General features: G+C 64.5%; 24 protein-coding genes. 9 read left to right on the forward strand and 15 right to left on the reverse strand.

Annotated elements, in window-relative coordinates; all coding sequences use genetic code 11:
* Nucleotides 1-154 precede the first annotated feature (154 nt).
* The 6 genes from JKF87_RS16115 (at nucleotide 155) to JKF87_RS16140 (ending at nucleotide 9,461) form a co-directional block, all read left to right on the forward strand.
* On the forward strand, nucleotides 155-1,036 hold the full coding sequence (locus JKF87_RS16115; RefSeq protein ID WP_201100910.1) for a hypothetical protein: 882 nt from the start codon (nucleotides 155-157) through the stop codon (nucleotides 1,034-1,036).
* 7 nt (nucleotides 1,037-1,043) lie between these two features.
* On the forward strand, nucleotides 1,044-2,003 hold the full coding sequence (locus JKF87_RS16120; RefSeq protein WP_025977034.1) for a class I SAM-dependent methyltransferase: 960 nt from the start codon (nucleotides 1,044-1,046) through the stop codon (nucleotides 2,001-2,003).
* Entirely contained in the window at nucleotides 2,003-3,034 is a 1,032-nt protein-coding gene (locus JKF87_RS16125; RefSeq protein ID WP_025977035.1) for a nucleotide kinase domain-containing protein, read from the forward strand. The genes JKF87_RS16120 and JKF87_RS16125 overlap by 1 nt, the downstream gene beginning before the upstream one ends.
* Nucleotides 3,035-3,599: 565 nt before the next feature.
* On the forward strand, nucleotides 3,600-6,035 hold the full coding sequence (locus JKF87_RS18600) for an ATP-binding protein (RefSeq protein WP_201100911.1): 2,436 nt from the start codon (nucleotides 3,600-3,602) through the stop codon (nucleotides 6,033-6,035).
* Nucleotides 6,036-6,058: 23 nt separating this feature from the next.
* The gene (locus JKF87_RS16135) at nucleotides 6,059-7,402 is read left to right on the forward strand and encodes an O-antigen ligase family protein (protein WP_201100912.1); all 1,344 of its coding nucleotides are present in this window, start codon (nucleotides 6,059-6,061) and stop codon (nucleotides 7,400-7,402) included.
* Complete coding sequence (locus JKF87_RS16140) at nucleotides 7,377-9,461, forward strand: DNA topoisomerase IV subunit B (RefSeq protein WP_201100913.1); 2,085 nt, start codon at nucleotides 7,377-7,379, stop codon at nucleotides 9,459-9,461. Before JKF87_RS16135 ends, JKF87_RS16140 begins: the two co-directional genes overlap by 26 nt.
* A 15-nt stretch (nucleotides 9,462-9,476) precedes the next feature.
* Here JKF87_RS16140 and recO read toward each other — a convergent pair whose 3' ends face one another.
* Together recO and JKF87_RS16150 are read right to left on the reverse strand one after the other, a co-directional pair.
* On the reverse strand, nucleotides 9,477-10,208 hold the full coding sequence (recO, locus tag JKF87_RS16145) for a DNA repair protein RecO (protein ID WP_201100914.1): 732 nt from the start codon (nucleotides 10,206-10,208) through the stop codon (nucleotides 9,477-9,479).
* Nucleotides 10,208-10,684 carry a nuclear transport factor 2 family protein gene (locus tag JKF87_RS16150; RefSeq protein WP_201100915.1) on the reverse strand — a complete coding sequence of 159 codons (477 nt, stop codon included), beginning with the start codon at nucleotides 10,682-10,684 and terminating at the stop codon, nucleotides 10,208-10,210. The genes recO and JKF87_RS16150 overlap by 1 nt, the downstream gene beginning before the upstream one ends.
* Before the next feature lie 144 nt (nucleotides 10,685-10,828).
* On the opposite strand from JKF87_RS16150, the gene JKF87_RS16155 reads away from it, so the two are divergent.
* Complete coding sequence (locus JKF87_RS16155) at nucleotides 10,829-12,340, forward strand: acetyl-CoA hydrolase/transferase family protein (RefSeq protein ID WP_201100916.1); 1,512 nt, start codon at nucleotides 10,829-10,831, stop codon at nucleotides 12,338-12,340.
* On the opposite strand, the gene JKF87_RS16160 is transcribed toward JKF87_RS16155, so the two are convergent.
* The 11 genes from JKF87_RS16160 to folK all read right to left on the reverse strand — a co-directional run bounded on the left by JKF87_RS16160 (nucleotide 12,341) and on the right by folK (nucleotide 22,088).
* Nucleotides 12,341-13,477, reverse strand: a complete 1,137-nt coding sequence (locus JKF87_RS16160) for a serine hydrolase domain-containing protein (RefSeq protein ID WP_236261450.1) — start codon at nucleotides 13,475-13,477, stop codon at nucleotides 12,341-12,343. It abuts the gene before it with no gap.
* 128 nt (nucleotides 13,478-13,605) lie between these two features.
* Nucleotides 13,606-14,553 (reverse strand): GTPase Era, encoded by a 948-nt coding sequence (gene era, locus JKF87_RS16165; RefSeq protein WP_201100918.1) that lies wholly within the window; start codon nucleotides 14,551-14,553, stop codon nucleotides 13,606-13,608.
* A complete protein-coding gene (gene rnc / locus JKF87_RS16170) occupies nucleotides 14,550-15,260 on the reverse strand; it encodes a ribonuclease III (RefSeq protein ID WP_201100919.1) in 711 nt (236 codons plus the stop codon). The genes era and rnc overlap by 4 nt, the downstream gene beginning before the upstream one ends.
* Nucleotides 15,260-16,138 (reverse strand): signal peptidase I, encoded by an 879-nt coding sequence (gene lepB / locus JKF87_RS16175; RefSeq protein WP_201100920.1) that lies wholly within the window; start codon nucleotides 16,136-16,138, stop codon nucleotides 15,260-15,262. The genes rnc and lepB overlap by 1 nt, the downstream gene beginning before the upstream one ends.
* Nucleotides 16,139-16,196: 58 nt before the next feature.
* Nucleotides 16,197-16,598, reverse strand: a complete 402-nt coding sequence (gene acpS, locus JKF87_RS16180; protein ID WP_201100921.1) for a holo-ACP synthase — start codon at nucleotides 16,596-16,598, stop codon at nucleotides 16,197-16,199.
* Nucleotides 16,595-17,338 (reverse strand): pyridoxine 5'-phosphate synthase, encoded by a 744-nt coding sequence (locus tag JKF87_RS16185; RefSeq protein ID WP_201100922.1) that lies wholly within the window; start codon nucleotides 17,336-17,338, stop codon nucleotides 16,595-16,597. Before JKF87_RS16185 ends, acpS begins: the two co-directional genes overlap by 4 nt.
* A gap of 15 nt (nucleotides 17,339-17,353) precedes the next feature.
* Nucleotides 17,354-17,938 (reverse strand): orotate phosphoribosyltransferase, encoded by a 585-nt coding sequence (gene pyrE, locus JKF87_RS16190; RefSeq protein WP_201100923.1) that lies wholly within the window; start codon nucleotides 17,936-17,938, stop codon nucleotides 17,354-17,356.
* A gap of 52 nt (nucleotides 17,939-17,990) precedes the next feature.
* Entirely contained in the window at nucleotides 17,991-18,749 is a 759-nt protein-coding gene (locus JKF87_RS16195; protein WP_236261451.1) for an LOG family protein, read from the reverse strand.
* Nucleotides 18,749-20,905: a RelA/SpoT family protein gene (locus JKF87_RS16200; protein WP_201100982.1), complete on the reverse strand. Its 2,157-nt coding sequence runs from the start codon at nucleotides 20,903-20,905 to the stop codon at nucleotides 18,749-18,751. Before JKF87_RS16200 ends, JKF87_RS16195 begins: the two co-directional genes overlap by 1 nt.
* Nucleotides 20,906-21,036: 131 nt before the next feature.
* Nucleotides 21,037-21,396, reverse strand: coding sequence for a DNA-directed RNA polymerase subunit omega (gene rpoZ, locus JKF87_RS16205; RefSeq protein ID WP_201100924.1), 360 nt, complete (start codon nucleotides 21,394-21,396; stop codon nucleotides 21,037-21,039).
* Between the two features lie 89 nt (nucleotides 21,397-21,485).
* Nucleotides 21,486-22,088 carry a 2-amino-4-hydroxy-6-hydroxymethyldihydropteridine diphosphokinase gene (gene folK, locus JKF87_RS16210; RefSeq protein WP_201100925.1) on the reverse strand — a complete coding sequence of 201 codons (603 nt, stop codon included), beginning with the start codon at nucleotides 22,086-22,088 and terminating at the stop codon, nucleotides 21,486-21,488.
* Between folK and JKF87_RS16215 the strand changes: the two genes are divergently transcribed.
* Both JKF87_RS16215 and JKF87_RS16220 read left to right on the forward strand, forming a co-directional pair.
* Nucleotides 22,087-22,629 carry a LabA-like NYN domain-containing protein gene (locus tag JKF87_RS16215; RefSeq protein ID WP_201100926.1) on the forward strand — a complete coding sequence of 181 codons (543 nt, stop codon included), beginning with the start codon at nucleotides 22,087-22,089 and terminating at the stop codon, nucleotides 22,627-22,629. The genes folK and JKF87_RS16215 overlap by 2 nt on opposite strands.
* Nucleotides 22,626-23,264 carry a uracil-DNA glycosylase gene (locus JKF87_RS16220; protein WP_201100927.1) on the forward strand — a complete coding sequence of 213 codons (639 nt, stop codon included), beginning with the start codon at nucleotides 22,626-22,628 and terminating at the stop codon, nucleotides 23,262-23,264. The genes JKF87_RS16215 and JKF87_RS16220 overlap by 4 nt, the downstream gene beginning before the upstream one ends.
* Nucleotides 23,265-23,287: 23 nt before the next feature.
* Here JKF87_RS16220 and smpB read toward each other — a convergent pair whose 3' ends face one another.
* Entirely contained in the window at nucleotides 23,288-23,761 is a 474-nt protein-coding gene (smpB, locus tag JKF87_RS16225; RefSeq protein WP_201100928.1) for an SsrA-binding protein SmpB, read from the reverse strand.
* Nucleotides 23,761-24,645, reverse strand: coding sequence for a 4-hydroxy-tetrahydrodipicolinate synthase (dapA, locus tag JKF87_RS16230; protein WP_201100929.1), 885 nt, complete (start codon nucleotides 24,643-24,645; stop codon nucleotides 23,761-23,763). The genes smpB and dapA overlap by 1 nt, the downstream gene beginning before the upstream one ends.
* Nucleotides 24,646-24,692 lie beyond the last annotated feature (47 nt).

Here is a 24,692-nt window from a genome sequence, read left to right on the forward strand (position 1 = left end):
CCCGGCAAGCGTCGCGGCAGACGCCCTCCGCCGCCCCGGCCGAACCCGCTTCTTGACGGGCTCGCTGTCCTGACGGCGAGCTTGGTGAGCGCCGGCGCTGTTCTCACCTTCGCCATCTTCTGCTTCAGCACGCTCGGATGTCGCCCACGACCGTATGGATGCCGCCCTTGCAGAATGGTTCGCGGCCGAAGCGCGCGTTCGCCAAGACCCCGACATCTGGCCGATCGACAGTGCGCCGTCGGATCCATTCCTCCTCGCCTCGCTTCGGATAGTTCGCCTCAAATGGGGAGCCGAAATCTGGACGGAAGACAGGCTGAAGAACGAACTTCATGCGTGCCCGGACGACGATTTTACCGCGGCGACTTATGAACGCCTGGCGCGGCGTCTGCCGAGCTTGCTGGACGACATCCCACAGCCCTGCGCGCGCGCTTACTTCGCTCGGGCGACGCACCGGCCCTCCCTCACTAATGGTCTAATTCAGGCTATGGATTGTTTACATCGAGAGAAAAACGCGGGTTACGGCGCGGCTTGGAAGCGGCGCGGCGAGCGTATCAGCATTCTCCCCAACATTGCGCGCAAGGTCGATCGGCTCGGACACTTCCGCAGCTCTGGAGTGGATCTCGCCGGTGAGACGCTCTTCGACACGGCAATCGACCTGGTGGTGTACGCGCTCAAATATGAGCTGTTTCTAGCGGAACAGGTTCCGTCGCTGGCTGAGCGCATCGGCCTGCAAGGTGCGGCGAGGGCCTATAGTGATCTCGACGACGATTTCACCGTGGCGCTCCGCCATGCGGGGGTGACGCCTTCGCCCGACCACGAGGTCGACCGAGAGTTGGCAGCGGCGGTCGACAGCTTCGAAGACCTATGGCCCAAAGTCGAAGCGGAAGCGGACCTCGAGGCGCGCATCGCCGCGGCAGGGCGGTTGCGCGTTCATGCGGCGCGGCTGGTCGGGGCGATCGCGCAGTCTCAGCCTCAAGTCCTTTCGGCGTTCATTCGTCAATGGAGTACGCGAGATGAAACCCCCACCGCCGCGTAGCATTGATATGAGCCCCGACGACTTGTCGACGCTGCTCGAAACTCTCAAGCAGGAGCTGTCAGCTCGCCCCGAGACCGACACTCTCGGCATCCTGGGCGTCGGCCCCGCCGCCTATGATATCGAGGCCTGGCTGAACGCTGGGGGATTGGGCGCCCGTTTGACAGGGGTCTACGACACGCCTCACGAAGCCGGGCTCCGCTGCCGACCGATGGAGGCGCTGGTGCGCGATCGCCCCGAGGTCCTGATCGTAGCTTCGGACAAGCGCAAGGAGGCGCTGATCGAGGCGGCTTTACCCTACATCGAGGCGAGCGTTCGGCTGCTCATTGGAGGGTTCGATCACTTCCGATACCGTGATCCGACTTTTGAGCAAGAAACCGCCAACGCGCTCGTGCCCTCCTTCGCGAACGGATATCCGAACTGCCTAATCCATCTATGGCAGGTCCTTCAGAACGCCGCGCGCTTGGGCCTCGACGGGACGATCGTGGAGTTCGGAATGTTCCGGGGTGGGACAACCATGCTGCTCTCTCGTTTCGCCGAGCGCCTGGGCAAGGACTGGCCGGTCGTCGGGTTTGACACCTTCGACGGCTTTCCCTCGCCCCGCAGTCCTCTGGACATGTATTCCCACCCAGACTGCGTCTTTCTGGACGAAGCCGCAGCGCGCCGGTATCTCGCGGGACGAAACGTCGAGATCATCTCCGGCGATATCGTCAAAACTGCATCCCGATTGGCGGACCGGGATATCGTGCTGGCGTTCATCGATACCGACAACTATACTTCGGCGACCGCAGCGCTCGATGCCGTTCAAAATCAGATCGTCCCTGGCGGCGCCATAGTGTTTGACCACTTCACCGGTGTGGACCGTTTTCTGTACACCTTGGGCGAACGCGTGGCCGCCAAGCGCCTTCTCGGCGACCCCCGATTCTTCAACCTGCACGGCACCGGCGTATTTCTTCGGCAGTCCTCGTGATGATAGTCATCAAGACACGCAAGAAGCCGAAGCCTCGGCGCGGCGTTTACGAGCTGTATTGGCGGTTCGCCTCTAGACGGCAGGCTGCGTTCGAACGTCGTCTCGCGGGCAAATGCGCGCCTTGGTCCGACGATCCCATCCTGCAGGAGTTTAAATTCTGCAACGTGTACCGTGCGGCTGATCGAGTCTCGCAGTATATGATCCGGAACGTCTGCTACGCCGAGGACGCCGGCAGTCCCGCTGACCGCGCCTTTCAGATCGTCGCCTTTAGGACCTTCAGCAAGATCCGTACTTGGGAGAAATTGACAACGCTTTTGGACGGGCCACCGCGTATCCAAGACTTGGCGGACGGCAGATTTGTTGCCGCGCTCAATCAGATCAAGCGCGAGGACGGTGGCCTGTACACAGGAGCCTTCATTTTGTGCGCGAACAAGGCGTTTGGGCACGACGAGAAACATCACAACCATGCCGCCCTGTTTGAGAAGATGTTCGTGCAGGACGCCGTCGCGGATCGGCTGATCGGCGCGAACGCCTTCGAGAGCATCGTCCGAACGCTTGAGGGCTACCCTCTCATGGGTCCGTTTATGGCCTATCAGACAGCAGTTGATCTCAACTATTCCGAACTCACGGATTTCAGTGAGAATGACTATACGCAGGCCGGGCCGGGAGCTGTGCGCGGCCTAGCCAAAGTATTCGAGGACTTAGGCGATTACACGCCCTCCGAAGCGATCAAATTGATGGTCGACCAGCAGGAGGCTGAGTTCGAGCGGCTAGATCTGCCATTTCTTGGCCTGTTCGGGCGGCCATTGCATGCAATCGACTGTCAGGGTCTCTTCTGCGAGACCGATAAATACTGCAGAGAGGCCGCGCCCGAGCTTGCAAGCAATCGGTCGCGGATAAAGGCTCGCTACCGTCCCTCATCGACATCGCTTGAACTCTTCTTTCCACCGAAGTGGCGGCTCGCGCCGCCTGTACGAACCATGCCTGCAGGCTCCCTGCAGGCCCAGCCGGACTTGTTCGCCAGCGCCTAGCTAGCGAGCAGCCCACAGTTTGGGGCAGTCACCCTGACCAAAAGCGGCTGTTCTGGAGGGCCGCTTTGAGTCAGAAGCGGACCTCCGTCTTCGCTTCTAGCGTTTATCCACAACCTATCTACGTCTAGTGTTTCGTGCCCATCGCGCCTCTGCAGCCGCCCTGAGCGCGTTGAGGTTTGCAACACAAGCGCTGTCGCCGAGCGCAACGGCCGCTTCTCTCAAACTGCATTATTTTCGGTGTTAATTCAGCCATTTATGGCTGCAACAGTTTCCGAACATGTGCAGTCTGCGAAGGGAACACCAGTTCGATAGTGTTGCACCACTCCATGTAACATAGCTCGATGCCCCGCTGCGCAGCCATTCAAACAGCGCAGCGACGTGGGTTTGAGCGGGCCGCAAGACGGCCAGCTAAGCTTTGAGTTATGTTTGCGAGCTACAGATGCGTAATCGGGAGAAGATTATGGCAGCTCGTTTCGCGATCTTTCCAGCGTTCCTGTTTCTGGTTTTCGGCTGCTCCGCTGTCTCAACCCAAAGCCTAGCGGCGTCTGATACGTCGAAGACCGCTGTGAGCAGCCCCGTCGTCGCCCATGCCCAACGGGTTGAACGTCGGGCCTCGAAAACATCGTTCGAAGATCTCGAAGCCTTTGGCCGCGCCGCAGCTGGACGCCCTGGCGATGAAGGTCTCAGCCGCCTGCAACACGTCATCTGGGTTCTGATCAATCAGGACGATTACATCGCCGCAGAGCGCTGGAACGCGATAATGCGCCGCTCCGCCGAACGCCAGAACGATGCGCGTTACCGGGGCGTCGCCATGGTTAACGCCATGCATATCCGTTACTTGCGTGATGATGCTGTAAGCTTGGACGAAATGCAGGCTTTCGCAGCGATCCAGACGGACTGGCTGACAAGGATCGCGGCCGAAAGCGTTGTGGCCCGCATGCTGATCGACAAACAGAGGATCGCCGACGCCCTGCGCCTGCTGGCCCGCGTGGCGCCGATGATCCCTGCGGATCAGGCCAGCGTGGGCAGCGTCGGCGCCTCAGTCTGGACCACGGTGTCGCTCGCTCACATGATGATCGATGACGTGCCCGGCTATCTGCGCGCCATTGATCGGGCCGAAACCTATATGGCGGATTCGGGCTACCCCAACCCGGGCTACGACAGCCTCTATAATCTGGCCCAGTCCTTGGGCTTTCTCTCGCGGCATGACGACGCTCTGGCGCTGGTCGAGGCCTATAGACGCCTGGCGGAAAAGACGAATACGCCGGAGGCCGCCGCCTATGCAGGCACATTGTGCGGCTATGCTGCGGTTGCGCGCGAGGATTGGCCCGCAGCCCTGAAATGCCTGGCGCCGTTCGGGTCGGACCTGAATGCGCCCAGATCGACGGTCGTTGCGATGCTGCCGATCCGCGCCACGGCTTATGCGCGCACCGGTAAGGTCGCCCTGGCTAAACGCGACGTGGCCGAAATCCACCGGCTTATCGAAAATGGTCAGATGACGCGCATGCCCGCCGTGCGACGGTCCGAAGCCGAACTGATGATCGCCGAAGGTGATTATGCGCGGGGCGTCCCGGCGCTGCGCGACTATCATCTTGATCGTTTCGCCAGAGCCACGAAATCCGCCGCCTCCGCCACCGAACAGATCGTGGTCGGGATTGATGAACAGCTTCAGGCCGCCACCACTCAGAACCGTCTCAGACTTCAGGTGATCAACGCCCAGCGCTGGCTGGTCGCCATCCTGGCCATCGTCGGCGTCGGCATCGCCGCCATGTTCTGGAGACAGGTCCGGCTGTCGAAAAAACTGTCCGCCGCCAATCGCCGTGAGCGCCAGGTCCACGAAGCCCAGGCAGCTTTCTTCGCCAATATGAGCCATGAAATCCGCACGCCGTTGAACGGCGTGGTCGCAATGGCCGATGCGCTGGGCAAGGCTGACCTGAGCGACGAAGCCGCGCATATGGTCCGCATCATCGGCTCGTCGAGCACTACGCTGGAACGTCTTCTGTCGGATATTCTCGACAACGCGAAGATGGAGGCTGGTCAAATCGCAATAGAACCCCTGCCCTTCAATCTGGGCGAGACGATCACAGACATTCAGGCCCTGTGGTCACAGAAGGCGGCGGCGAAGGGGGTTGTAATCGAGATCGAGGCTGATCCGGACATCTCACGTTGGGCTATTGGCGATCACGTCCGCCTCAGTCAGGTGCTGAATAATCTGATCAGCAATGCGCTGAAATTCACTGATGAGGGCCAGGTCAACCTGTCCGCCCAGGCGACCACGGGTGACCGCGTGCGTTTCATTGTCGCCGACACCGGCGTCGGCTTCGACGCCGAACAAAAGTCGAAAATTTTCGAGCGTTTCCAACAGGCGGATGGTACGATCACGCGCCGCTTCGGTGGTACGGGCCTGGGTCTGTCGATCTGCCGTCAACTGGTCGAACTGATGGGCGGAGAATTGGATTGCGACAGCACTCCGGGTGCAGGATCGCGTTTCTGGTTCGAGATCGAACTGCCGCGCGCCCTCCCCGCCGACTCCGTCAAGCCTGTCGCTGAACCGGAACTGGAAGCCATGCAATCGCTCAAGATTCTTGTCGTCGACGACCACGCATCGAACCGCACCATTCTGGGCCTGCTGCTTGACGATGAGACGATGGAGTTGCGCTACGCCGACGACGGGCGGCAGGCTCTCGACGCCGTGCAGGAAACCGAGTTCGACGTGATCCTGATGGACATGCAGATGCCGGTCATGGGCGGGCTGGACGCCACCCGCGCCATCCGCGCCTTTGAGCATCAGACGGCCAGGCGCCCGGCGACCATCATCATGCTGTCGGCCAACGCCGATCCAGACTCCCAGAAACAGGGGACGGATGCTGGCGCCAACGGCCACATTGCCAAGCCTGTCGTGCTGGAGCGGCTTCTGGAAGGCATCAATATCGCCATGCAGCGCAACACCGACGCCCAGGCGGCGCAGGCGCGCCCTGCCCCTGCGCTCACTCTTCCTTAAGCGGGCGCGGCCAATGTTCGGACGTGCGCACATCGCCTGGACAGATTGATGATTCGCCGCCTCTGTGGGAGCAGTGGGCGGCTGGCTTTGTCATCTTCATGATGACCGGCGCCCTGATCGCCCCGGTTCTGGCGCCGGATCAGGCGGAAACCCCGATCCTGCGCATGGTCTGGCTGCCGGTCTATGCGGTGACAGCGGGCCTGATCGCCTTTCGCTTCGAGAAGATCATACGCGCCTGGCCCGCCTGGCTGATCCTGTTCGGCCTGATCGCCCTGGCCTATGTGTCCAAATACTGGTCGATCGACCCTGAAGTGACCAGTCGGCGGGTCATCGCCATGGCGATCAACAGCGCCTTCGCCGTTTATGTCGGGTGCATCTTCAGAGGCGCCCCCCTGCCCCGCATGTTGATGAACACCTCTCTGGTCATGGCGATCGGCAGCCTGATCATGGTCTTCGCCTTCCCGCGCATCGGCGTGCACCAGATGGACAACGCCGGTCTGTGGCGCGGCCTGTGGTACGAAAAAAACCAGATGGGCCTGGTCATGGTGGTCGGCGCGGTCTCGTCCGCCGCCGTCCTAGCCGCTGATCATCTGGCCGGGAATGGACGCAAGCCCTGGGTTCCGCTGCTGGCGTTCGGCCTGACGACCCTGCTGGTCATGGCGACCCAGTCCAAGACGTCCCTGCTCTGCTGGCTGCTGGGCGTCGGCATGATCGGCTTCTGGTGGCTGTTGAAACAGGGCGGCGCGGCCATCACCATCGTTGCGGTCTGGTTTGCGGTCGTCACCTCCAGCTTGGCGGCCTGGCTGTGGAACACGGATTCCGCCGCCATCCTGCAGGCCCTGGGCAAGGACCCGTCGCTGACCGGGCGCACCCTGATCTGGGAGGCCCTGATGCGCCGCGTCGCCGAACGGCCGATGACCGGTTACGGCTTCAGCGCCTTCTGGGGCGTGGACTCCATCCCGGCGCGCGAAATCCGGCTGGAGACCCAGTGGCCCGTGCCGTCGGCGCACAACGGCTGGATCGACCTTCTGGTCCAGTTGGGCTGGCCCGGCGCAATCTTTGTCGGCGCAGTCATGCTGGTGTCGGCCATTCTGGTGATCGTGCGCCTGAACGGCATGGGCGCGCGCGAAGGCTATTGGAGCATCGCCTATCTGACCGTCTTCACCGCCTTGAGCCTTTCGGAGAGCGTTCTTTTGACCCACGCCAACCTGCCGTGGATCCTGATGCTGGCGATTATGTCCCGCGCAATGACCTATGATCCGATCCCGGTGCGCGCGCCGCTTGCTCGACCGGCTGCACGGGCCTACCAGAACCGGTCCCGAATCGCCTCAGACTATGTGAATGGCCGCCGACCTCTTCGCTTTTGACGACGAACCCGAAGCTCGCAAACCCGAGCCTCCCAAGCCTGCTGCGGCGCCCGCGCCCCAGGCGACGCCCCCTGCTGTCCCGACACCGACGCCCGCGTCCGTGCAGGCCGCGACAAATGCGGCGAACGCGACCGGCTACTCCGCGTCCTCGATCGAAGTGCTGGAGGGGCTGGAGCCCGTCCGCAAACGCCCCGGCATGTATATCGGCGGCACCGACGAACGCGCCCTGCACCACCTGTTCGCCGAAGTCCTCGACAACGCGATGGACGAGGCCGTTGCCCGCCACGCCAAGCTGATCACTGTCGATCTGGATGCCGACGGCTATCTGTCCGTCCGCGACGACGGACGCGGCATTCCGGTTGATCCGCACCCGAAACATCCTGGCAAGTCAGCGCTGGAGGTGGTCATGACCGTCCTCCACTCAGGCGGCAAGTTCTCGGGCAAAGCCTATGAAACCTCTGGCGGTCTGCACGGCGTGGGGGTGTCGGTCGTCAACGCCCTGTCGGAACATCTGGACGTCACGGTCTGGCGCGACGGCTTCGAATGGCGCCAGTCGTTCAGCCGCGGCCACGTGCTCGGCCCCATTCAGCAGGTCGGCCCCTCCAAGAAAAAGGGCACCCTGATCCGGTTCAAGCCGGACGATGAAATCTTCGGCATGGGCGCGGCCTTCAAGCCTGCGCGCCTGTTCCGCATGGCGCGGTCCAAGGCCTATCTGTTCCGCGGCGTCGAGATCAAATGGACCTGTGCGCCCGACCGGATCACTGACGCCACCCCGGCCCAGGCACTGCTGCACTTCCCAGGGGGTCTGGCCGACGCCCTGTCCGACCGCATCGGCCCGCTTGAGACCGTCACCCCCACCTTCGCCGGTCGCGCAGAGCGTCAGGGCGAGGCGGGCGCCTTTGAATGGGCCGTCACCTGGTCGCCCATCGGCTTTGGCGAGTCCGACGGCTTCATCCAGTCCTATTGTAATACCGTCTCGACCCCAGACGGCGGCACGCACGAGGCGGGCTTCCGGGCCGCCCTGGTCAAGGGTCTGAAAGCTTACGGCGAACTGACCAACGAAAAGCGCGCGGGCATCATCACGGCGGAAGACGTCATCGCCAACGCCGGCGCCCTGATCAGCGTCTTCATCCGCAATCCCGAGTTCCAGGGCCAGACCAAGGACCGCCTGTCCTCGCCTGAGGGGGCCCGCCTGGTCGAACAGCTTCTGCGCGACCCGCTGGATCACTGGCTGACCGAAAGCCCCAAACAGGCGAACGCCCTGCTGGGCTTCGTGGTCGACCGCGCCGAGGACCGCCTGCGCCGCCGCAAGGACAAGGAAGTCCAGCGCGCCGCCGCCACCCGCAAGCTGCGCCTGCCGGGCAAGCTGTCGGACTGCAGCCGTCAGGCCGCCGAGGGCACCGAACTGTTCATCGTCGAAGGCGACTCGGCTGGCGGCTCCGCCAAACAGGCGCGCGACCGCACGACCCAGGCCATCCTGCCGCTGCGGGGCAAGATCCTGAACGTCGCGTCCGCCACCGCCGACAAGCTGCGCCAGAACGTCGAACTGTCGGACCTGGCCCTGGCTCTTGGCGTCCAGCCGGGCAATCGTTTCAACATCGACGACCTGCGCTACGAGCGGATCGTCATCATGACCGACGCTGACGTGGACGGGGCGCACATCGCGGCGCTGCTGATCACCTTCTTCTACCGCGTCATGCCCGAGACGATCCGCCAGGGCCGGGTCTTCATGGCCCTGCCGCCGCTGTACCGGATCTCTGCTGGCCCGCTCAGCGAATATGCCCGCGACGACGCCCACCGCGACGAACTGCTGGCCACGACCTTCAAGGGCAAGAAGACCGAGATCGGCCGTTTCAAGGGCCTAGGCGAAATGATGGCTTCCCAGCTGAAGGAAACCACCATGGATCCCAAGAAGCGCACCCTGGCGCGCATCACCGTCCCAGACGCCGAGTCCAGCGTCCAGGATCTGGTCGAACGCCTGATGGGCAAGCGGGCCGAGGCGCGCTTCCAGTTCATTCAGGAAAATGCGCAGTTCGTGAAAGAAGAACTGGACGTCTGAGTTTCAAAGTACGGCCTACAGCCGTTCCGCTTCCGCCAGCTTGTCCAGCATCCAGACCCGCGCGGGCGGCAGGGGCTTGTTCTGGGGGTGGAAGACGAACTGCTCGAGGAAGTGGCCGGTCAGGTCGAACCCGGCCTTCACATCGCCCTCGATCAGCCCCGCCTGTGCGCCCAGCATGAAGGGCGGCAGGGCCAGCATCTTGTCGGCATAGGGGGCGCCCGCCTCGCGGCTGACGGCCCGGCCTGTGCGGGGGCTGACATAGATCAGATCGTCGGCCGTGCCCGTCGCCGCGCACCGGGACAGGTCCAGCCCGAAGCCCAGATCGTCCAGCAGCCCCGCCTCGAACCGCACGAAGATGGCGGGCCAGACGCTGGGCAGGGCGAAGGCGGCCATCAGGGCCTCGAACGCCAGGAACACGCCGGGATGCGGTTCCCGCTCAGGCAGCGCGCCCTGGGCTACGCCCGCCGCCGCCGCCAGCCCGGTCAGGGCCAGGGCGTCGTCGAAAAGGGCGCTTGGCCCTTCGCCGATAGGCTCTAGCCGCGCCGCGCCCAGATGGTCCGAGGTCCGCGCCCGATAGTCCGCCGCGACCCGCGCGCCTGGCTGCAGGAAGGGCCGCATCTTCCTGGACGCGCCGCCCGCCACATAGGCCGAGCGCCGCCCATTGGTTTCGGTCAGCAGGTCCACGACCGCGCCGGTGTCGCCATGCGCGCGCGCCGACAGGACGAAGGCTTCTTCGTGAAAATCCATCAGTCGGCGGGCTCTGCGGCGATCAGGGCCACGACCGCCTTGGCCTTGTCGTTCGGCACGGGCAGGCTGAGGACATATTGTTCGATCTTCCAACCCGCCTCGGTCAGGCGCACCACGCCCGATCCGCGCACCAGGCCATAGGCGTCATTGTCCAGCAGTTCGTCGAACCAGACGATGCAGCGGCAGTCGCCCGGCGCCAGGGTCGTCACCCGATCATGGGGCCGATAGGTCCAGCCCTTGCCCTGCAAGAAATAGGGCGAGGCATAGGCGCGGAACTGCGCCAGGGTCCAACGCTCGGTCGCATCCGTGCCGATGAACCGGGCGTCGGGGGTGAAGGTCTCGAAATAGGCGGGGCCGTCGGCGCGCGCGGCCGCCTGATGCATCTGGTCCACGACCAGGCCCGCCGCGCGGGTCGGATCATCCGCCTGTTGCGGGATGGCAATCAGCAGGACCAAGGCGGCGAGAGCGGAAATCATGATCGTGTTCTACTCCTGTTCTCAGGCAACAGGAAAGGCCTGCGGATAGAACAAGTTCGACCAAAGGCGTATGGATCACCCAGGCCGTGCGACCTAAGCACGACCGCTTCCGAGGCCCTCCCCGGCCGCAGCCCAAAGCCCTACATGTCATCGCGTATCCGCAGCCAGGCCCTGAAATCCAAGGTCATGTCCGCCCAGGACGCCGCCGCCCTGATCCCGGCGGGCTCCACCGTCGGGATGAGCGGATTCACCGGATCGGGCTATCCCAAGGCCGTGCCGCCCGAACTGGCCTCGCGAATCGAGGCGGCGCATGATGCGGGCGACAGCTTCCGGCTGAACGTCTGGACCGGTGCCTCCACAGGGCCGGAACTGGACGGCGCCCTGGCTAAGGCGGACGGCATCGAACTGCGCCTGCCCTACAACTCTGACCCCATCGCGCGCGAGAAGATCAACTCGGGCCAGATGGAATATCTGGACATGCACCTAAGCCAGCTGGCGCCCGCCGTCTGGCAGGGCGTGCTGGGCCCGCTGGACACGGCGGTGATCGAGGTCTCGGCCATCAACGCCGACGGCTCGCTGGTGCCGTCGTCGTCCATCGGCAACAACAAGACCTGGCTGGACCGGGCCGAGCGCGTGATCCTGGAGGTCAACAGCTGGCAGAACGCGGCCCTGGAGGGGATGCACGACATCTATTACGGCACGGCCCTGCCGCCGGACCGGGTGCCGATCCCCCTGACCCGCGCCGATCAGCTGATCGGTCAGCCGACCTTGCGCTGCGACCCCGACAAGATCGTCGCCATCGTCGAGACCGCCGCACCCGACCGCAACCTGCCCTTCGCCGCGCCCGACGCCACGGCCCTGGCCATCGCCGGGCACCTGATCGAGTTCCTGAAGCATGAGGTGAAGGTCGGCCGTCTGCCCGCCGCCCTGCTGCCGTTGCAGTCCGGCGTCGGCAATGTCGCCAACGCCGTCCTGGCGGGGCTGCTGGACAGCCCGTTCGAGCGCATGGCCGCCTATACCGAAGTCATTCAGGACGGGATGCTGGACCTGCTGGACGCAGGCAAACTGACGGTCGCCTCGGCCACCGCCTTCTCGCTCAGCCCCGAGGCCGCCGCCGATCTGAACAGCCGCATGGAGCAGTTCAGAGGCAAGATTATCCTGCGCCCGCAGGAAATCTCGAACCACCCTGAGCTGATCCGCCGCCTGGGCTGCATCGCCATGAACGGTCTGATCGAGGCGGACATCTACGGCAACGTCAACTCGACCCAGGTGATGGGTTCGCGCATCCAGAACGGCATCGGCGGCTCCGGCGACTTCGCCCGCAACGCCTTCATTTCCTGCTTCGTCACGCCCTCGACGGCCAAGGGCGGCAAGATCTCGGCCATTGTCCCGATGGCCAGCCATGTCGACCACATCACCCAGGACGTGCAGGTCATCGTCACGGAACAGGGTCTGGCCGACCTGCGCGGCCTGTCGCCGAAACAGCGGGCCAAGGTCATCATCGCCAACTGCGCCCACCCCGACTATCGCGACGCCCTGGCCGACTATTATGCGCGGGCGCTGAAGGGGTCGTACGGCCTGCAGTCGCCGCATCTGCTGGACGAGGCCCTGTCCTGGCATCAACGCTTCATCGAGACCGGCTCAATGAAGCCATGATCACCGCGCCAGGGTCGTGGGGAAATCCCGGCCCAGCGCCTCGGCCATCGCCTGCTGCGTGATCAGGAACACCTGGTCACGCAGATGGTAGTTGTTCGACAGGACGATCACCGTCACGTCGGCGTCGGGCTGATAGGTCATCAGGTTGCGGAACCCGCCCCAGCTGCCAGTGTGATAGATCTGGCGGTCGTGGAAGGCGGGGCTGACCCGGTCGCCCAGGCTGTTGGCGAAGATGCCGTAGCCCCAGTCGCGACGCGCATGGCCGCGCTCGGTCGGCACCATGTCGGCGGGGGCATGATCGGTCAGCATCTCCTGATAGCTGAGCGGCTTCAACAGATGCCCGCGATGCAGGGCGCGCTGCCAGACCAGCAGGTCGTCCAGCGTCGAATAGACCGCGCCCGCGCCCGCCACGATGGAGGTGTTGGCGTTCGGCTGGGCCGCCAGACCGCCCGGCAGATTGGCGTACCCCATGATGACGCCGTGATCCCCGCCATCCAGATCAAGGCCGGTGTCGCCCATGCCCAGCTTCTGGAAAAAGGTGTCGCGCATATAGTCGTCGAACGGCTTGCCGCTGGCCTTCTCGACGATGGCGGCGGCCAGATTGAAGGCCGCGTTATTGTAGCGGACCTTGGTTCCAGGCTCGAACTGCAACGGGTATTTCTTGGAGTCTTCGGTCAGCTCCGCGATCGTTGCATGGGTCACGCGACGCAGGCCCCAGGCCGGGCGCGCCATCAGATCGGGAATGCCCGAGTCATGCGACAGCAACTGGCCGATGTGGATGTCGGCCCAGGCCGCCGGGCACGGATCAATCCATTTGCAGACAGGGTCAGAGGTCTTCAGCTTGCCCTCGTCCTGAAGCTTCAGGATCGCGACCGCCGTGAACTGTTTCGAGATCGAGGCCAGGCGGAAGCGGGAATCCAGCTTCATGGCCTTGCCCTGCTCGTAGTTGGCCTTGCCATAGACCTGGCGGAACAGAACCTGATCGCCCTTGGCCACCAGCACGGCGCCAGTGAAACGCCCTGCCGCCGCCTCAGCGTCCAGACGCGCCGCAAGCTTGGGCAACGTCTCCACCACGACCGCCTCCGGGCGCGGCGGCATGTCAGGGCGCAACGAAGCCATCAGGGCGTCGCGGGGCATTTTCGTCGCCGTGGCCACGCCCGTCCAGACAGCCCCGGCCAGGAACAGCGTCGCCAGGACGCCTATGACAAGCCGGGGATGTCCCCCTGCGGTACGCGGTACTTCAAACACGGGAACTCAGGGCAAAATCAGACGTCGAAATCCAGACCGAACTGGGCGTAAAGGGCGCGGCTGTCCTGCCATTTCGGATCAACCTTGACGGTCAGGAACAGGTGGACCTGACGGCCCAGGATTTCGTTCAGCTCCTCGCGCGCCTTCTGGCCGATCCATTTCAGGGTCTGGCCGCCCTTGCCCAGCACGATCGGGCGCTGGCTCTCGCGCTCGACATAGATGGTCTGTTCGATCCGGGCCGAGCCGTCGGCGCGATCCTCGAAACTGGTCGTCTCCACCGCCGCCGAATAAGGCAGTTCCTCGTGGACGCGCAGATAGACCTTCTCGCGCGTGATCTCGGCGGCCAGCACGCGCACGGGCACATCGGCGGCCTGATCGTCGGGATAGAGCCAAGGCCCCTTGGGCATCGAGCGCGCCAGACGCTGTTTCAGGTCTTCGACGCCGTCCCCGTTGGCGGCCGAGATCATATAGACCTCTTCATAGACGCCGCTTTCGAACAGCTTCTGCGACAACGCCAGCAGGGTGTCGCGGCGCATGCCGTCGATCTTGTTCAGCGCCAGGATCACCTTGGTCCCGGTGGACTGCAGGTTGGTGATGATGGTTTCGGTGTCTTCGGCCGAGCGTCGGTCGGCGGCCGTGCCGTCACGCCCTTCGGCGTTGATGTGCGACTGGGCGTCGATCAGGTGGACCACCACGTCAGCGTCCTGCGCGCCGCCCCAGGCCGAAGCGACCATGGCCCTGTCCAGACGACGGCGCGGGGTGAAGATGCCGGGCGTGTCCACCAGCACGATCTGGGCGTCGCCTTCCATGGCGATGCCGCGCACGGGGAAGCGCGTCGTCTGCACCTTCTGGGTGACGATGGAGACCTTGGATCCGGTCAGCCGGTTGACCAGCGTGGACTTGCCGGCGTTCGGCGCGCCAATGATGGCGGCAAAGCCCGCCCGCTGGTTTTCGATATCGGTCAAATTACGCCTTCACGTTTCAAAAGTGCCGTTGCGGCCGCCTTTTCCGCCTCCTGACGCGAACGCCCCTGCGCGGTCAAGGGTTCGACGCCCTGCACAGAGACCTCCACGGTGAAGGTCGGTGCGTGATCCGAACCGGTGCGTTCGGCCACGCGATAGGTCGGCAGGGGTCGTCCCTGCCCTTGCGCCCATTCCTGCAGCGCGGATTTGGGATTGGTCACGGTGCGCGACGGCGGGGCGGCCAGCTCAGCCGCCCAGGCCGCCTCGAAGAAGCGACGCGCCGCATCCAGCCCGCCGTCCAGATAGACCGCAGCCAGAATGGCCTCGACCGCATCGGCGATCACACCCGCCTTGCGACGCCCCCCAGTCTTGGTCTCGCCCGGCGACAGACGCATGGCCGGGCCGACGCCCAAGGCCTCGCCCACACGCGCACAGGCGGTCTTGTCGACCAGGGCGTGCAGGCTGGAGGACAGCTGACCTTCGTCAGCGGTCGGATACTCTTTCGACAGCCGCTCGGCCACCAGCAGCCCCAGCACCCGGTCGCCCAGAAACTCCAGCCGCTCGTTATCGCGCGGCCCGTGGATGCCCACCGGCGCGCCCTCGCCGACGCTGGCGTGGGTCAGGGCGCGCTCCAGCAGCGCCTTGTCCTTGAATGTGTGACCAAGGCGCGTCTCCAGCGCCATGACGGCCTCGGCCCTCAGATTCGCCATCAGTGAAGAACGTTGAAGAACCGGTCCAGACGGACGTTGAACCAGGTGGTCGGGTTCAGCAGAGATGCGCCCGGCTTCCACGAGAACAGGATGATCTGCGCCTTGCCGACCAGGTTCTCAGCCGGGACCATGCCAACGCCGCTGGACTGTTCGACGCGGCTGTCAATCGAGTTGTCGCGGTTGTCGCCCATCATGAAGTAATGGCCGACCGGCACCTCATAGACCGGGGTGTCGTCCAGATCATTTCCGGGACCGAAGTCCTGGGTCATGAAGCTCTTGCCGTTCGGCAGGGTCTCACGCGCCTGGATCACCGGGTGCGAACCGAACATGTCCTGCACTTCCTGGGTGCTGACCACGACGTCCTGAACCGGCTTGTCGTTGATATACAGCTTGTTCGAGATCATCTGCACCCGGTCGCCCGGCAGGCCGATGACGCGCTTGATGAAGTCCGTCTTGTTGTCACGCGGCAGTTTGAACACCACGATGTCGCCGCGCTTCGGGGCCGAGCCCATGATGCGGCCGTTGAACAGCGGCGGGCTGAACGGGATCGAGTGTTTCGAAATGCCGTACGACCACTTCGACACGATGATGTAGTCGCCCTCGTACAGGTTCGGCTCCATCGAGGCCGACGGAATGGTGAACGGCTGGAACAGGAAGATCCGCAGCACCATGGCGATCAGCAGGGCGAAGACGATGGTCTTGAAGATTTCGCCCGTTTCGCTGGCCGCCGACGGCTTTTCCCTGCCGCTCGGCTTGTCCGCATAGACGGTGCTGTTCCCCGTGGTCGGCGCCTGGACCGCCGAAACGGGCGCGTCGGCCTCAGAGGCGGCGAACACTTCCTCAGGAGTGGCGTCGTTGGGCTTTTGGTCTTCGCTCATGCGATTAAGGCATCCCTTGCCGCGTCTGCGCGGTCGTCTGCTGACGGGTATAACGCGATTAAGACAGCGGCAAGGCTTCGATCACCACGAAGGCGAGTGCGTAAGGGTGCTCGTCACTGAGGGTCAGGTGGATTTTCGCCTCATGCCCCGGCGGCGTCAGACGCTTCAGATGTTCGGCGGCATGGCCGGTCAGGGCCATGGTCGGCTGGCCGGAGCGCAGGTTCACCACCCCCATGTCGCGCCAATAGACATCGGCCCGCATCCCGGTCCCCAACGCCTTGGCGCAGGCTTCCTTGGCGGCGAAACGCTTGGCGTAGCTCCATGAGGCGTCAGGTTTGCGATCCGAACGCTCACGTTCGAGGTCGGTGAAGCAGCGTTGCTTGAACCGTTCGCCGAACCGATCCAGCGACGCCTGGATGCGCCGGATGTCAGACAGGTCCGCGCCGACGCCGATGATCATTTTGCCGCATCCATCGCCGCCCGCATCCGCCGGATCGCGCCGTCCAGGCCGATGAAGATCGAATCGCCGATCAGGAAATGTCCGATGTTCAGCTCTCGGATTTCCGGGATCGCCAGCATCCGCGGCGCCGTGTCGTAGTCCAGACCGTGTCCGGCATGGACCTCAAGCCCCAGGATGTCGGCCTGGGCGGCGGCGGCGGCCAGACGCTCGAACTCGATCTCGCGCTCGGCCGGATCGGTCAGGTGGCAGTAGCGGCCGGTGTGGAACTCCACCACCTGCGCGCCGACGGCGGCGGCGGCCTCCACCTGTTTCTCGGACGGTTCGATGAACAGGGACACGCGGATGCCGGCCTCGGCCAGGGTCTTCACAACCGGCGCGATCCGCGCCTCATGACCTGCGACCGCCAGCCCGCCTTCGGTCGTCACTTCCTCGCGACGCTCCGGCACCAGACAGGCGGCGTGCGGGCGGTGGCGCAGGGCGATGGCCAGCATCTCGTCGGTGACCGCCATCTCAAAGTTCAGCGGCTTTCCGGCCCGCGCGCAAAGGGCGCTGAGCACGTCGATGTCGGCGTCGGTGATGTGGCGGCGGTCTTCGCGCAGGTGGGCGGTGATGCCGTCTGCGCCAGCGGCCAGCGCCGCTTCCGCCGCCCGCGCCGGATCGGGATGAATGCCGCCGCGCGCGTTCCGCACGGTCGCGACGTGGTCGATGTTGACGCCCAGGCGAACCCGCTCACGCTTCATCCCGATAGTCCCTTTCTACTTGGACAGCCGACGGCTGCCCGGATCCTCGACCGGAAGAGCCTCCAGTTCCGGCGGCAGGGCGTCGGCCGGATAGGCCGGCACTTCCAGAGACGCCAGGGCGATCAAGGGCACGCCGACGTCCACCTTGCCGCCCGAACGGTCGACGATACAGGCCGCGGCGACGACTTCGCCGCCCGCAGCCTGAATGGCGGCGATGCATTCGCGCGACGACAGGCCCGTGGTGACGATGTCCTCGACCATGACGATCTTCTCGCCCGGCTCGACCGAGAAGCCGCGGCGCAGCTTGAACTCGCCGCCCTCGCGCTCGACGTACATCGAACGGACGTTCAGGTGCTTTGCGGTTTCGTATCCGGGGATGATGCCCCCGACAGCGGGCGAGATGGCGGCGTCCACCGGCCCGACGGTGGCGACGATCTTGTCCGCCAGCGCCTTGCACAGACGCGCACAGCGGGCGCCGTCCATGAAGACCAGGTTCTTCTGCAGGAAGACCGGGCTGTGCAGGCCGGAGGACAGGACGAAGTGGCCTTCGCGCAGGGCGCCAGCGTCGCGGAATTCGTTGAGTACGTCTTCGGTGTTCATAAAAGCCGTCCTTAGACCCTGACCGCCCGCGAATGAACCCTCTAGCGGCGCCTCACTCGATGTTTTCGTGTGGGCGCAGGCCGCGCGACAGCAGTTCGGCCCAGATGCCTTCGGCGTCCTCGGCGAAACCAATCAGGTCCAGATCCGCGCGCGCGATCATCCCATGCTCGACAAGGGCTTCGAAACCGATGACCGAGGTCCAATAGGCCTTGTCCACCAGCACGATCGGCACGGCGGGCGCCTTGTTGGTCTGGCGCAAGGTCAGGATTTCAAACAGTTCGTCGAAGGTGCCGAACCCGCCTGGGAAGACCACCAACGCATTGGCGCGCATCGCCAGATGCATCTTCCGCATAGCGAAATAGTGGAACAGGAAGGTCAGCTCCGGCGTCGAATAGGCGTTCGGCGCCTGCTCGTGCGGCAGGGTGACATTGAACCCGACGGACGGCGCGCCGATGTCGGTCGCACCGCGATTGGCGGCCTCCATGATGCCGGGCCCGCCGCCGGTGGCGATCACATTGTCGCGCGGCTCGCCGACATTGCCGCGCAGCGCGCCGCCACGCTCAGACGCCAGTCGTCCAAAGGCCCGCGCGGTCTGGTACCAGGGCTGATCCTCACGGATGCGCGCGCTGCCGAACACAACAATGGTCGAACGCACGCCCCAGGCCCGCAGGGCCTCTTCCGCCTTGGCGTACTCCATCAGGAACCGCACGCCGCGCATGGAATCGCTCAGCACGAAGTCCTGATCCACAGCAGCCATGCGATAGGATGGCGACGCCATCTGGGCGGTGTTCGGCGTGAAGTCTTGCGTCATTAGCCCCGTGCGCGATCTACTGAATCAACAGATGGATTGGCCCGCAGCGCCGCCATGATCATGGTGGCGTGCTTGGCGTCCTCGACCTCGACGTCGACGTCGACGTCGAAGAAGTCCTGTTGGCGGTGCGCCATCGACAGGTTGATGATGTTGCCGCCCGCCTCGCCGATCAGGGTCGTCACCTGCCCCAGCACGCCCGGCGCATTACGGATTGTGGCGCGGATGCGGGCGGCAGCCACGGCGTCCGTCTCGGCCTGAGGCGTCCATTGCAGATCGTGCCAGACGGAATCGTCGTCGGCGAAATCGGCCAGGGTCTGGCAGTCAATGGTGTGCACCGTCAGCCCCTTCTCGGGCTCCAGAATGCCGACGATCCGGTCGCCGGGCACGGGGGTGCAGCACTGGCCGAAATGCACGGTGACGCCGGGCGTCAGCCCTCCGCCACGCACGAACAGACGCGCCGTTCCGCCTTCGATCCGCTGTTTCTCCGGCCCGGCCATCAGCCGCCCCTTCAGCGAGGGGAACAGGGTCTCGGCGACCGAACTGGGCGACAGGCGCCCCCGACCCAGTTCCTCGAACAGGTCGTCTTCCGCCGCCAGCGCCAGGTTTTCGAGAACCGGCTTCAGCGACACCTCGGCCAGGGTCTTCTCAACCCGGCTCAGCGTCTGTTGCAGCGCGACGCGGCCCAGTTTGACGAACTCGTCACGCTCGGATGTGCGGATATGGCGGCGGATGGCCGAACGCGCGCGGCCCGTGACCGTCAGACTGCGCCAGTCGGCCGGCACTTCACGCTTGGCGCCGCGGATGATCTCGACAACGTCGCCGTTCTGCAGCGAGGTGCGCATCGGCTTCAGTTCGCCATTCACCTTGACCCCGACCGCCGTGTCCCCGACCTCGGTATGAACGGCATAGGCGAAGTCCAGCGGCATCCCCCCGCGCGGCAGGGTCACCAGCTTGCCCTTGGGCGTGAAGACGAAGACCTGATCCAGGTACATCTCCAGCTTGGCGTGTTCGACCCAGTCCTCGCCGCCTTCGCCGTGCTCGATGACCTGAACCAGATGGCGCAGGTTCTGCAGCGGGTCGCGTCCCCCGCCCTTCTCCATCGCTTCACGGTCGAAGCCATAGGACTGGTTCTTGTAGCGCCAGTGGGCCGCAACCCCGTCCTCGGCGACCCGGTCCATCGATTCGGTGCGGATCTGCATTTCGATCCGCAGGCCGCGCGGGCCGACGACCGTGGTGTGCAGCGAGCGATAGTTGTTCGACTTGGGCGTCGAGATGAAGTCCTTGAACCGCTCGGGCACCATCGGCCATTCGCGGTGGATCACCCCCATGGCGCGGTAACAGTCATCCTCGGCGTCAACGATGACGCGGAACCCGTAGATGTCCGACAGCGACGAGAAGCCGACCGATTTGCGCTGCAGTTTGCGCCAGATCGAATAGGGCGTCTTCTGGCGACCGAAGACCCGCGCCTTGACGCCCGCCTCTGACAGGACGCGCTCGACCTCGCCCGAGACACCTTCGATGGCCTGGCCATGCTCCAGCTTCAACGCCTCCAGACGCCGCTCGATGGCGGTCTTGGCGGTGGGGTTCAGATGGGTGAAGGCCAGTTCTTCCAGCTCGGACGCGATCGAGTGGATGCCGATGGAGCGGCCCAGCGGCGCATAGACTTCCAGCGTCTCGCGGCTGATCCGTTCGCGCTTCTCCGGCTTCACATACTGAAGCGTGCGCATGTTGTGCAGACGGTCGGCCAGCTTGACCAGCAGCACCCGCACGTCCCGGCTGATGGCCAGAATGAATTTGCGCAGGTTCTCGGCCTGGCGCGTATGCTCAGCCTGCAGCTCCAGCCGCGACAGCTTGGTCACGCCCTCGACCAGCACGGCGATCTCTTCGCCGAACATCTCCGCAATGTCGTCGCGCGTCGCAGACGTATCCTCGACCACGTCATGCAGCAGGGCCGTGACGATGGTGGCGGTGTCGAGCTTGTAGTCGGTCAGTATGCCCGCGACCTGGATCGGGTGGGCGAAATAGGGATCGCCCGAGGCCCGCAACTGCGAGCCGTGCATCTTCATCGCATAGACGTAGGCGCGGTTCAGCAGCGCTTCGTCAGCGGTGGGGTCATAGGCCTTTACGGCCTCGATCAACTCGAACTGGCGCAGGATCGGTGCGCGTTTGACCGCCGGAGTTTCCTCGCCAGCGGTCTTTGATTCGCTTTTGTTCGCACCTTGGTGCGCCGGCGGAACCGTCTCGGTCCGCGCCGGCAAGATAGTGACGCCTGAGGATGCCTCTTGCGTCAGTAGCGCTCCTCCTGACCGCCGTCGCGGTCGCTTTGCAGCGCGCGGATCAGCTCGGCCTCGGCCATGTTCATGTGCTGGGGTTCGGCCAGCAGGGCGACGACTTCGGCTTCGTCCTCGGCTTCCGTGCGCTCATCGACGCGTTGCAGCGTGGTGATGATGGTCTCGCGCAGTTCGGTCGGAACGACGGTGTCGTCAGCGATTTCGCGCAGGGCGACGACCGGGTTCTTGTCGTTATCGCGGTCGATGGTCAGGGCGGCGCCGTTGGCGATGCTGCGGGCGCGGTGACCGGCCAGCAGAACCAGACCAAAGCGGTTCGGAACCTTCTCGATGCAGTCTTCGACGGTGACGCGGGCCATGAAATTCCTCGAACGCGGGGGAGAACCGCGTCAAATACAGATAGGGGCTATGTTTTGCAACGCCAGAGGGGCGGAAGTTGGGCGTTGCCTCAGTCGGCTTGCCCGTGCTCAGCACGAACGGGACGCGCATCCCGCCCCACTGACGCCATCTGCGCCAGATTCGCCGCCGTATGGCCATTGACCGGATGCACCCAATCGGGCGCAATCTCCGCAATCGGCCCCATGACGAACAGGCGGGCCGCCGCGCGCGGATGCGGCAGGATCAGCCCGTCCAGATCGCCGCTAAGCCGCCCATAGGCCACCAAGTCCAGGTCCAGCGTGCGCGGCGCATTGCGGGCGGAGCGTTCACGTCCGAAAGCATCTTCGATCCGGCCCAGCGTCGCCATCAATTCGTGAGGATCGTGCTCTGTGCGGACAATCACCACGCCGTTCAAAAAGGGCGGGTCCTGCGGATCGGGCCAGGCCATCGAACGCCACCAGGACGACCGCGCCAACACATCGACGCCCTCGCTGCGGAATCTGGCCAGTGAAGCTTCCAGCACAGCTTCATTTGACGGCCACACCCCCTTGTCATTGCAGCCCAGCGCCACGATGACTGCGTCGTTCAGGTTCAGCGTCTCATCGATTCCCACGTCGATCCGAGCGTCGGCGCGGACGCTATTTTCTTCATTCCTATTGACGGCTTCGACCATGTTTCATTCCACCGACCGGCTGGCGATCTTCATCGACGGCTCAAACCTCTATTCCGCCGCCCGCGCCCTGCAGCACGATCTGGACTTCAAGCGGATGCTGGACTGGTTCCGGGCCAAGTCCATTCTGACACGCGCCTATTATTACACGGCCATCGTCGAGGGCGAAGAATTCTCGCCGGTCAAGCCGCTGATCGACTGGCTCGACTACAACGGCTTCTCGGTCGTCACAAAGCCGGTGAAACGCTTCACCGATGGCCAGGGCCACAGCCGCATCAAGGGCAATATGGACATCGAGATCGCGGTGGACATGATGGAGCTGGCGCCCGCGCTGGACCACATCGTCCTCTTCTCCGGGGATGGGGATTTCCGCCGCGCGGTCCAGTCGATCCAGGCCAAGGGCGTGCGCGTCACCGTCATCTCGACCCAAAAGACCCAGCCGCCGCACATCGCTGACGAACTGCGCCGTCAGGCCGACGCCTTCCTGGACCTCAATGACCTGATGAGCGAGTTCGGACGCCCCAAGAGCGGCGGCGGACAATGAGCCTGACGCCGGAGCCCGCGCGCGACTGTCCGCTGTGCCCGCGCCTGGTTGAATACCGCCACGAGAATGCGCGCAAGGATCCCGACTGGTGGAACGGCCCTGCCCCGTCGTTCGGCGATCCCAACGCACGGCTGCTGATAGCGGGTCTGGCGCCGGGCCGCACAGGCGCCAACCGCACAGGCCGTCCCTTCACCGGCGACCACGCAGGCTGGCTGCTGTACGACACCTTGAAGAAGACGGGGTTCGCGCATGGGACCTATGACCCGGACGGCCATGACGACCTGACGCTGACGGACTGCATGATCACCAATGCGGTCCGTTGCGCTCCGCCCGGCAACAAACCCCTGCCCATCGAAGAGACGACCTGTCGGCCCTTCCTGATCGACCGGCTGAAGCTGTTGCCCAATCTGAAGGTCATCGTGACCCTGGGCGACGTTTCCCGCCGCAACATCCTGAAGGCCTTCGGACGCCCCGGCACAGCCATGCCCGCCGGTCACGGCGCAGAGGGGCAAGCGGGCGGCTATGTGATCCTGAATTCCTACCACTGCTCGCGCCTGAACACGAACACGGGTCGCCTGACGCCCGAGATGTTCGAAGCCATCTTCGAACGCGCCAAGGCCTTGATCGCCGCCTAGGGCCGACGGCGCGGGCGAAGGCGTCAGCCCTTGTCCCGCATCAGGCGCGCCTTGTCGCGCTGCCAGTCGCGTTCGGCGGAGGCTTCACGCTTGTCGTGCAGTTTCTTGCCCTTGGCCAGGGCGATCTCCAGCTTCGCCTTGCCCGCATCGTTCAGGTAGAGCTTCAGCGGAATGATCGTCTGGCCGTCGCGCTGGACGGCGCCGATCAGCCGGTCGATCTGCTTCCTGTGCAGCAGCAGCTTACGCGGGCGGCGCGGCTCGTGGTTGAAGCGGTAGGCCTGTTTGTACGGCGGGATGTCGGCGTTGATCAGCACGATCTCGCGCCCCTCCACCGCCGCATAGCTCTCGGCGATATTGGCCCGGCCGTCGCGCAACGCCTTGATCTCGGTGCCCAGCAACTGAATGCCGGCCTCGATATTGTCCTCAAGGAAATAGTCGAACCGCGCGCGGCGGTTCTCGGCGATCAGCTTGGATTTGGACTGGGGTTTCGGCGCCATCAGGTCACGCCCGCTTCCGCCATGGCTCGGTCGATGATCGGCTTGACGGCGTCCGATGTCGGCGACAGCGGCAGGCGCGCCTCCTCGTTGCACAGGCCCAGCTTGGCCAGGGCGTACTTGGTCGGCGCGGGCGAATTGTCCAGGAACAGCGCCTTGCCCAGTCCGATCAGCCGGTCCTGCCAGGTGCGGGCCGTGGCGTAGTCGCCCGCCGCCGCCGCATTGTGCAGAGCGACCATGGCTTCGGGCGCCACATTTGACGCCACCGATATCAGACCGACCCCGCCCGTGGCGTGATAGCCCAGATAGCTCAGGTCATCGCCCGAGATCAGGTCGAACTGGCCATCGATGTTTGTGCGCATCCAGCTGACGCGGCTCATGTCGCCGGTGGCGTCCTTGATGCCGACGATGTTCGGATGTGCGGCCAGGCGGGCCACGGTTTCGTTGGCCAGATCAACCCCCGTCCGTCCCGGCACGTTATAGAGCAGGATCGGCAATTGAACGGCGTCGGCGATGGCCTCGAAATGCGCAGCCATGCCCGCCTGCGACGGGCGGATGTAATAGGGCGTGACCACCAACGCCCCGTCCGCGCCCACAGTCTTGGCATGGCGGGTCAGGTCAATGGCTTCCTTGGTGTAGGGCGAACCCGTCCCGGCGATGACGCTGACGCGCCCCGCCGCCAGCCGCACGCACAGTTCGATGACATGCTTGTGCTCGTCCAGATCCATGCTGGCACCCTCGCCCGTCGTGCCCATCGGCACGACGCCGTGCACCCCTGCGGCGATCTGGCGCTCAAGAAGTTTGGCGAATGCGGCCTCGTCCACGTTTCCGTCACGAAGAGGTGTGATCAGGGCGGTGATCACGCCCTTGAACAAGGGGGCGTTCATGGAACTAAGCTAGCCTGCGTGGGAGCGGCGAAGGACACATGTCCAAA

It is taken from the genome of Brevundimonas nasdae (assembly GCF_016654005.1).
Taxonomy (GTDB): domain Bacteria; phylum Pseudomonadota; class Alphaproteobacteria; order Caulobacterales; family Caulobacteraceae; genus Brevundimonas; species Brevundimonas nasdae.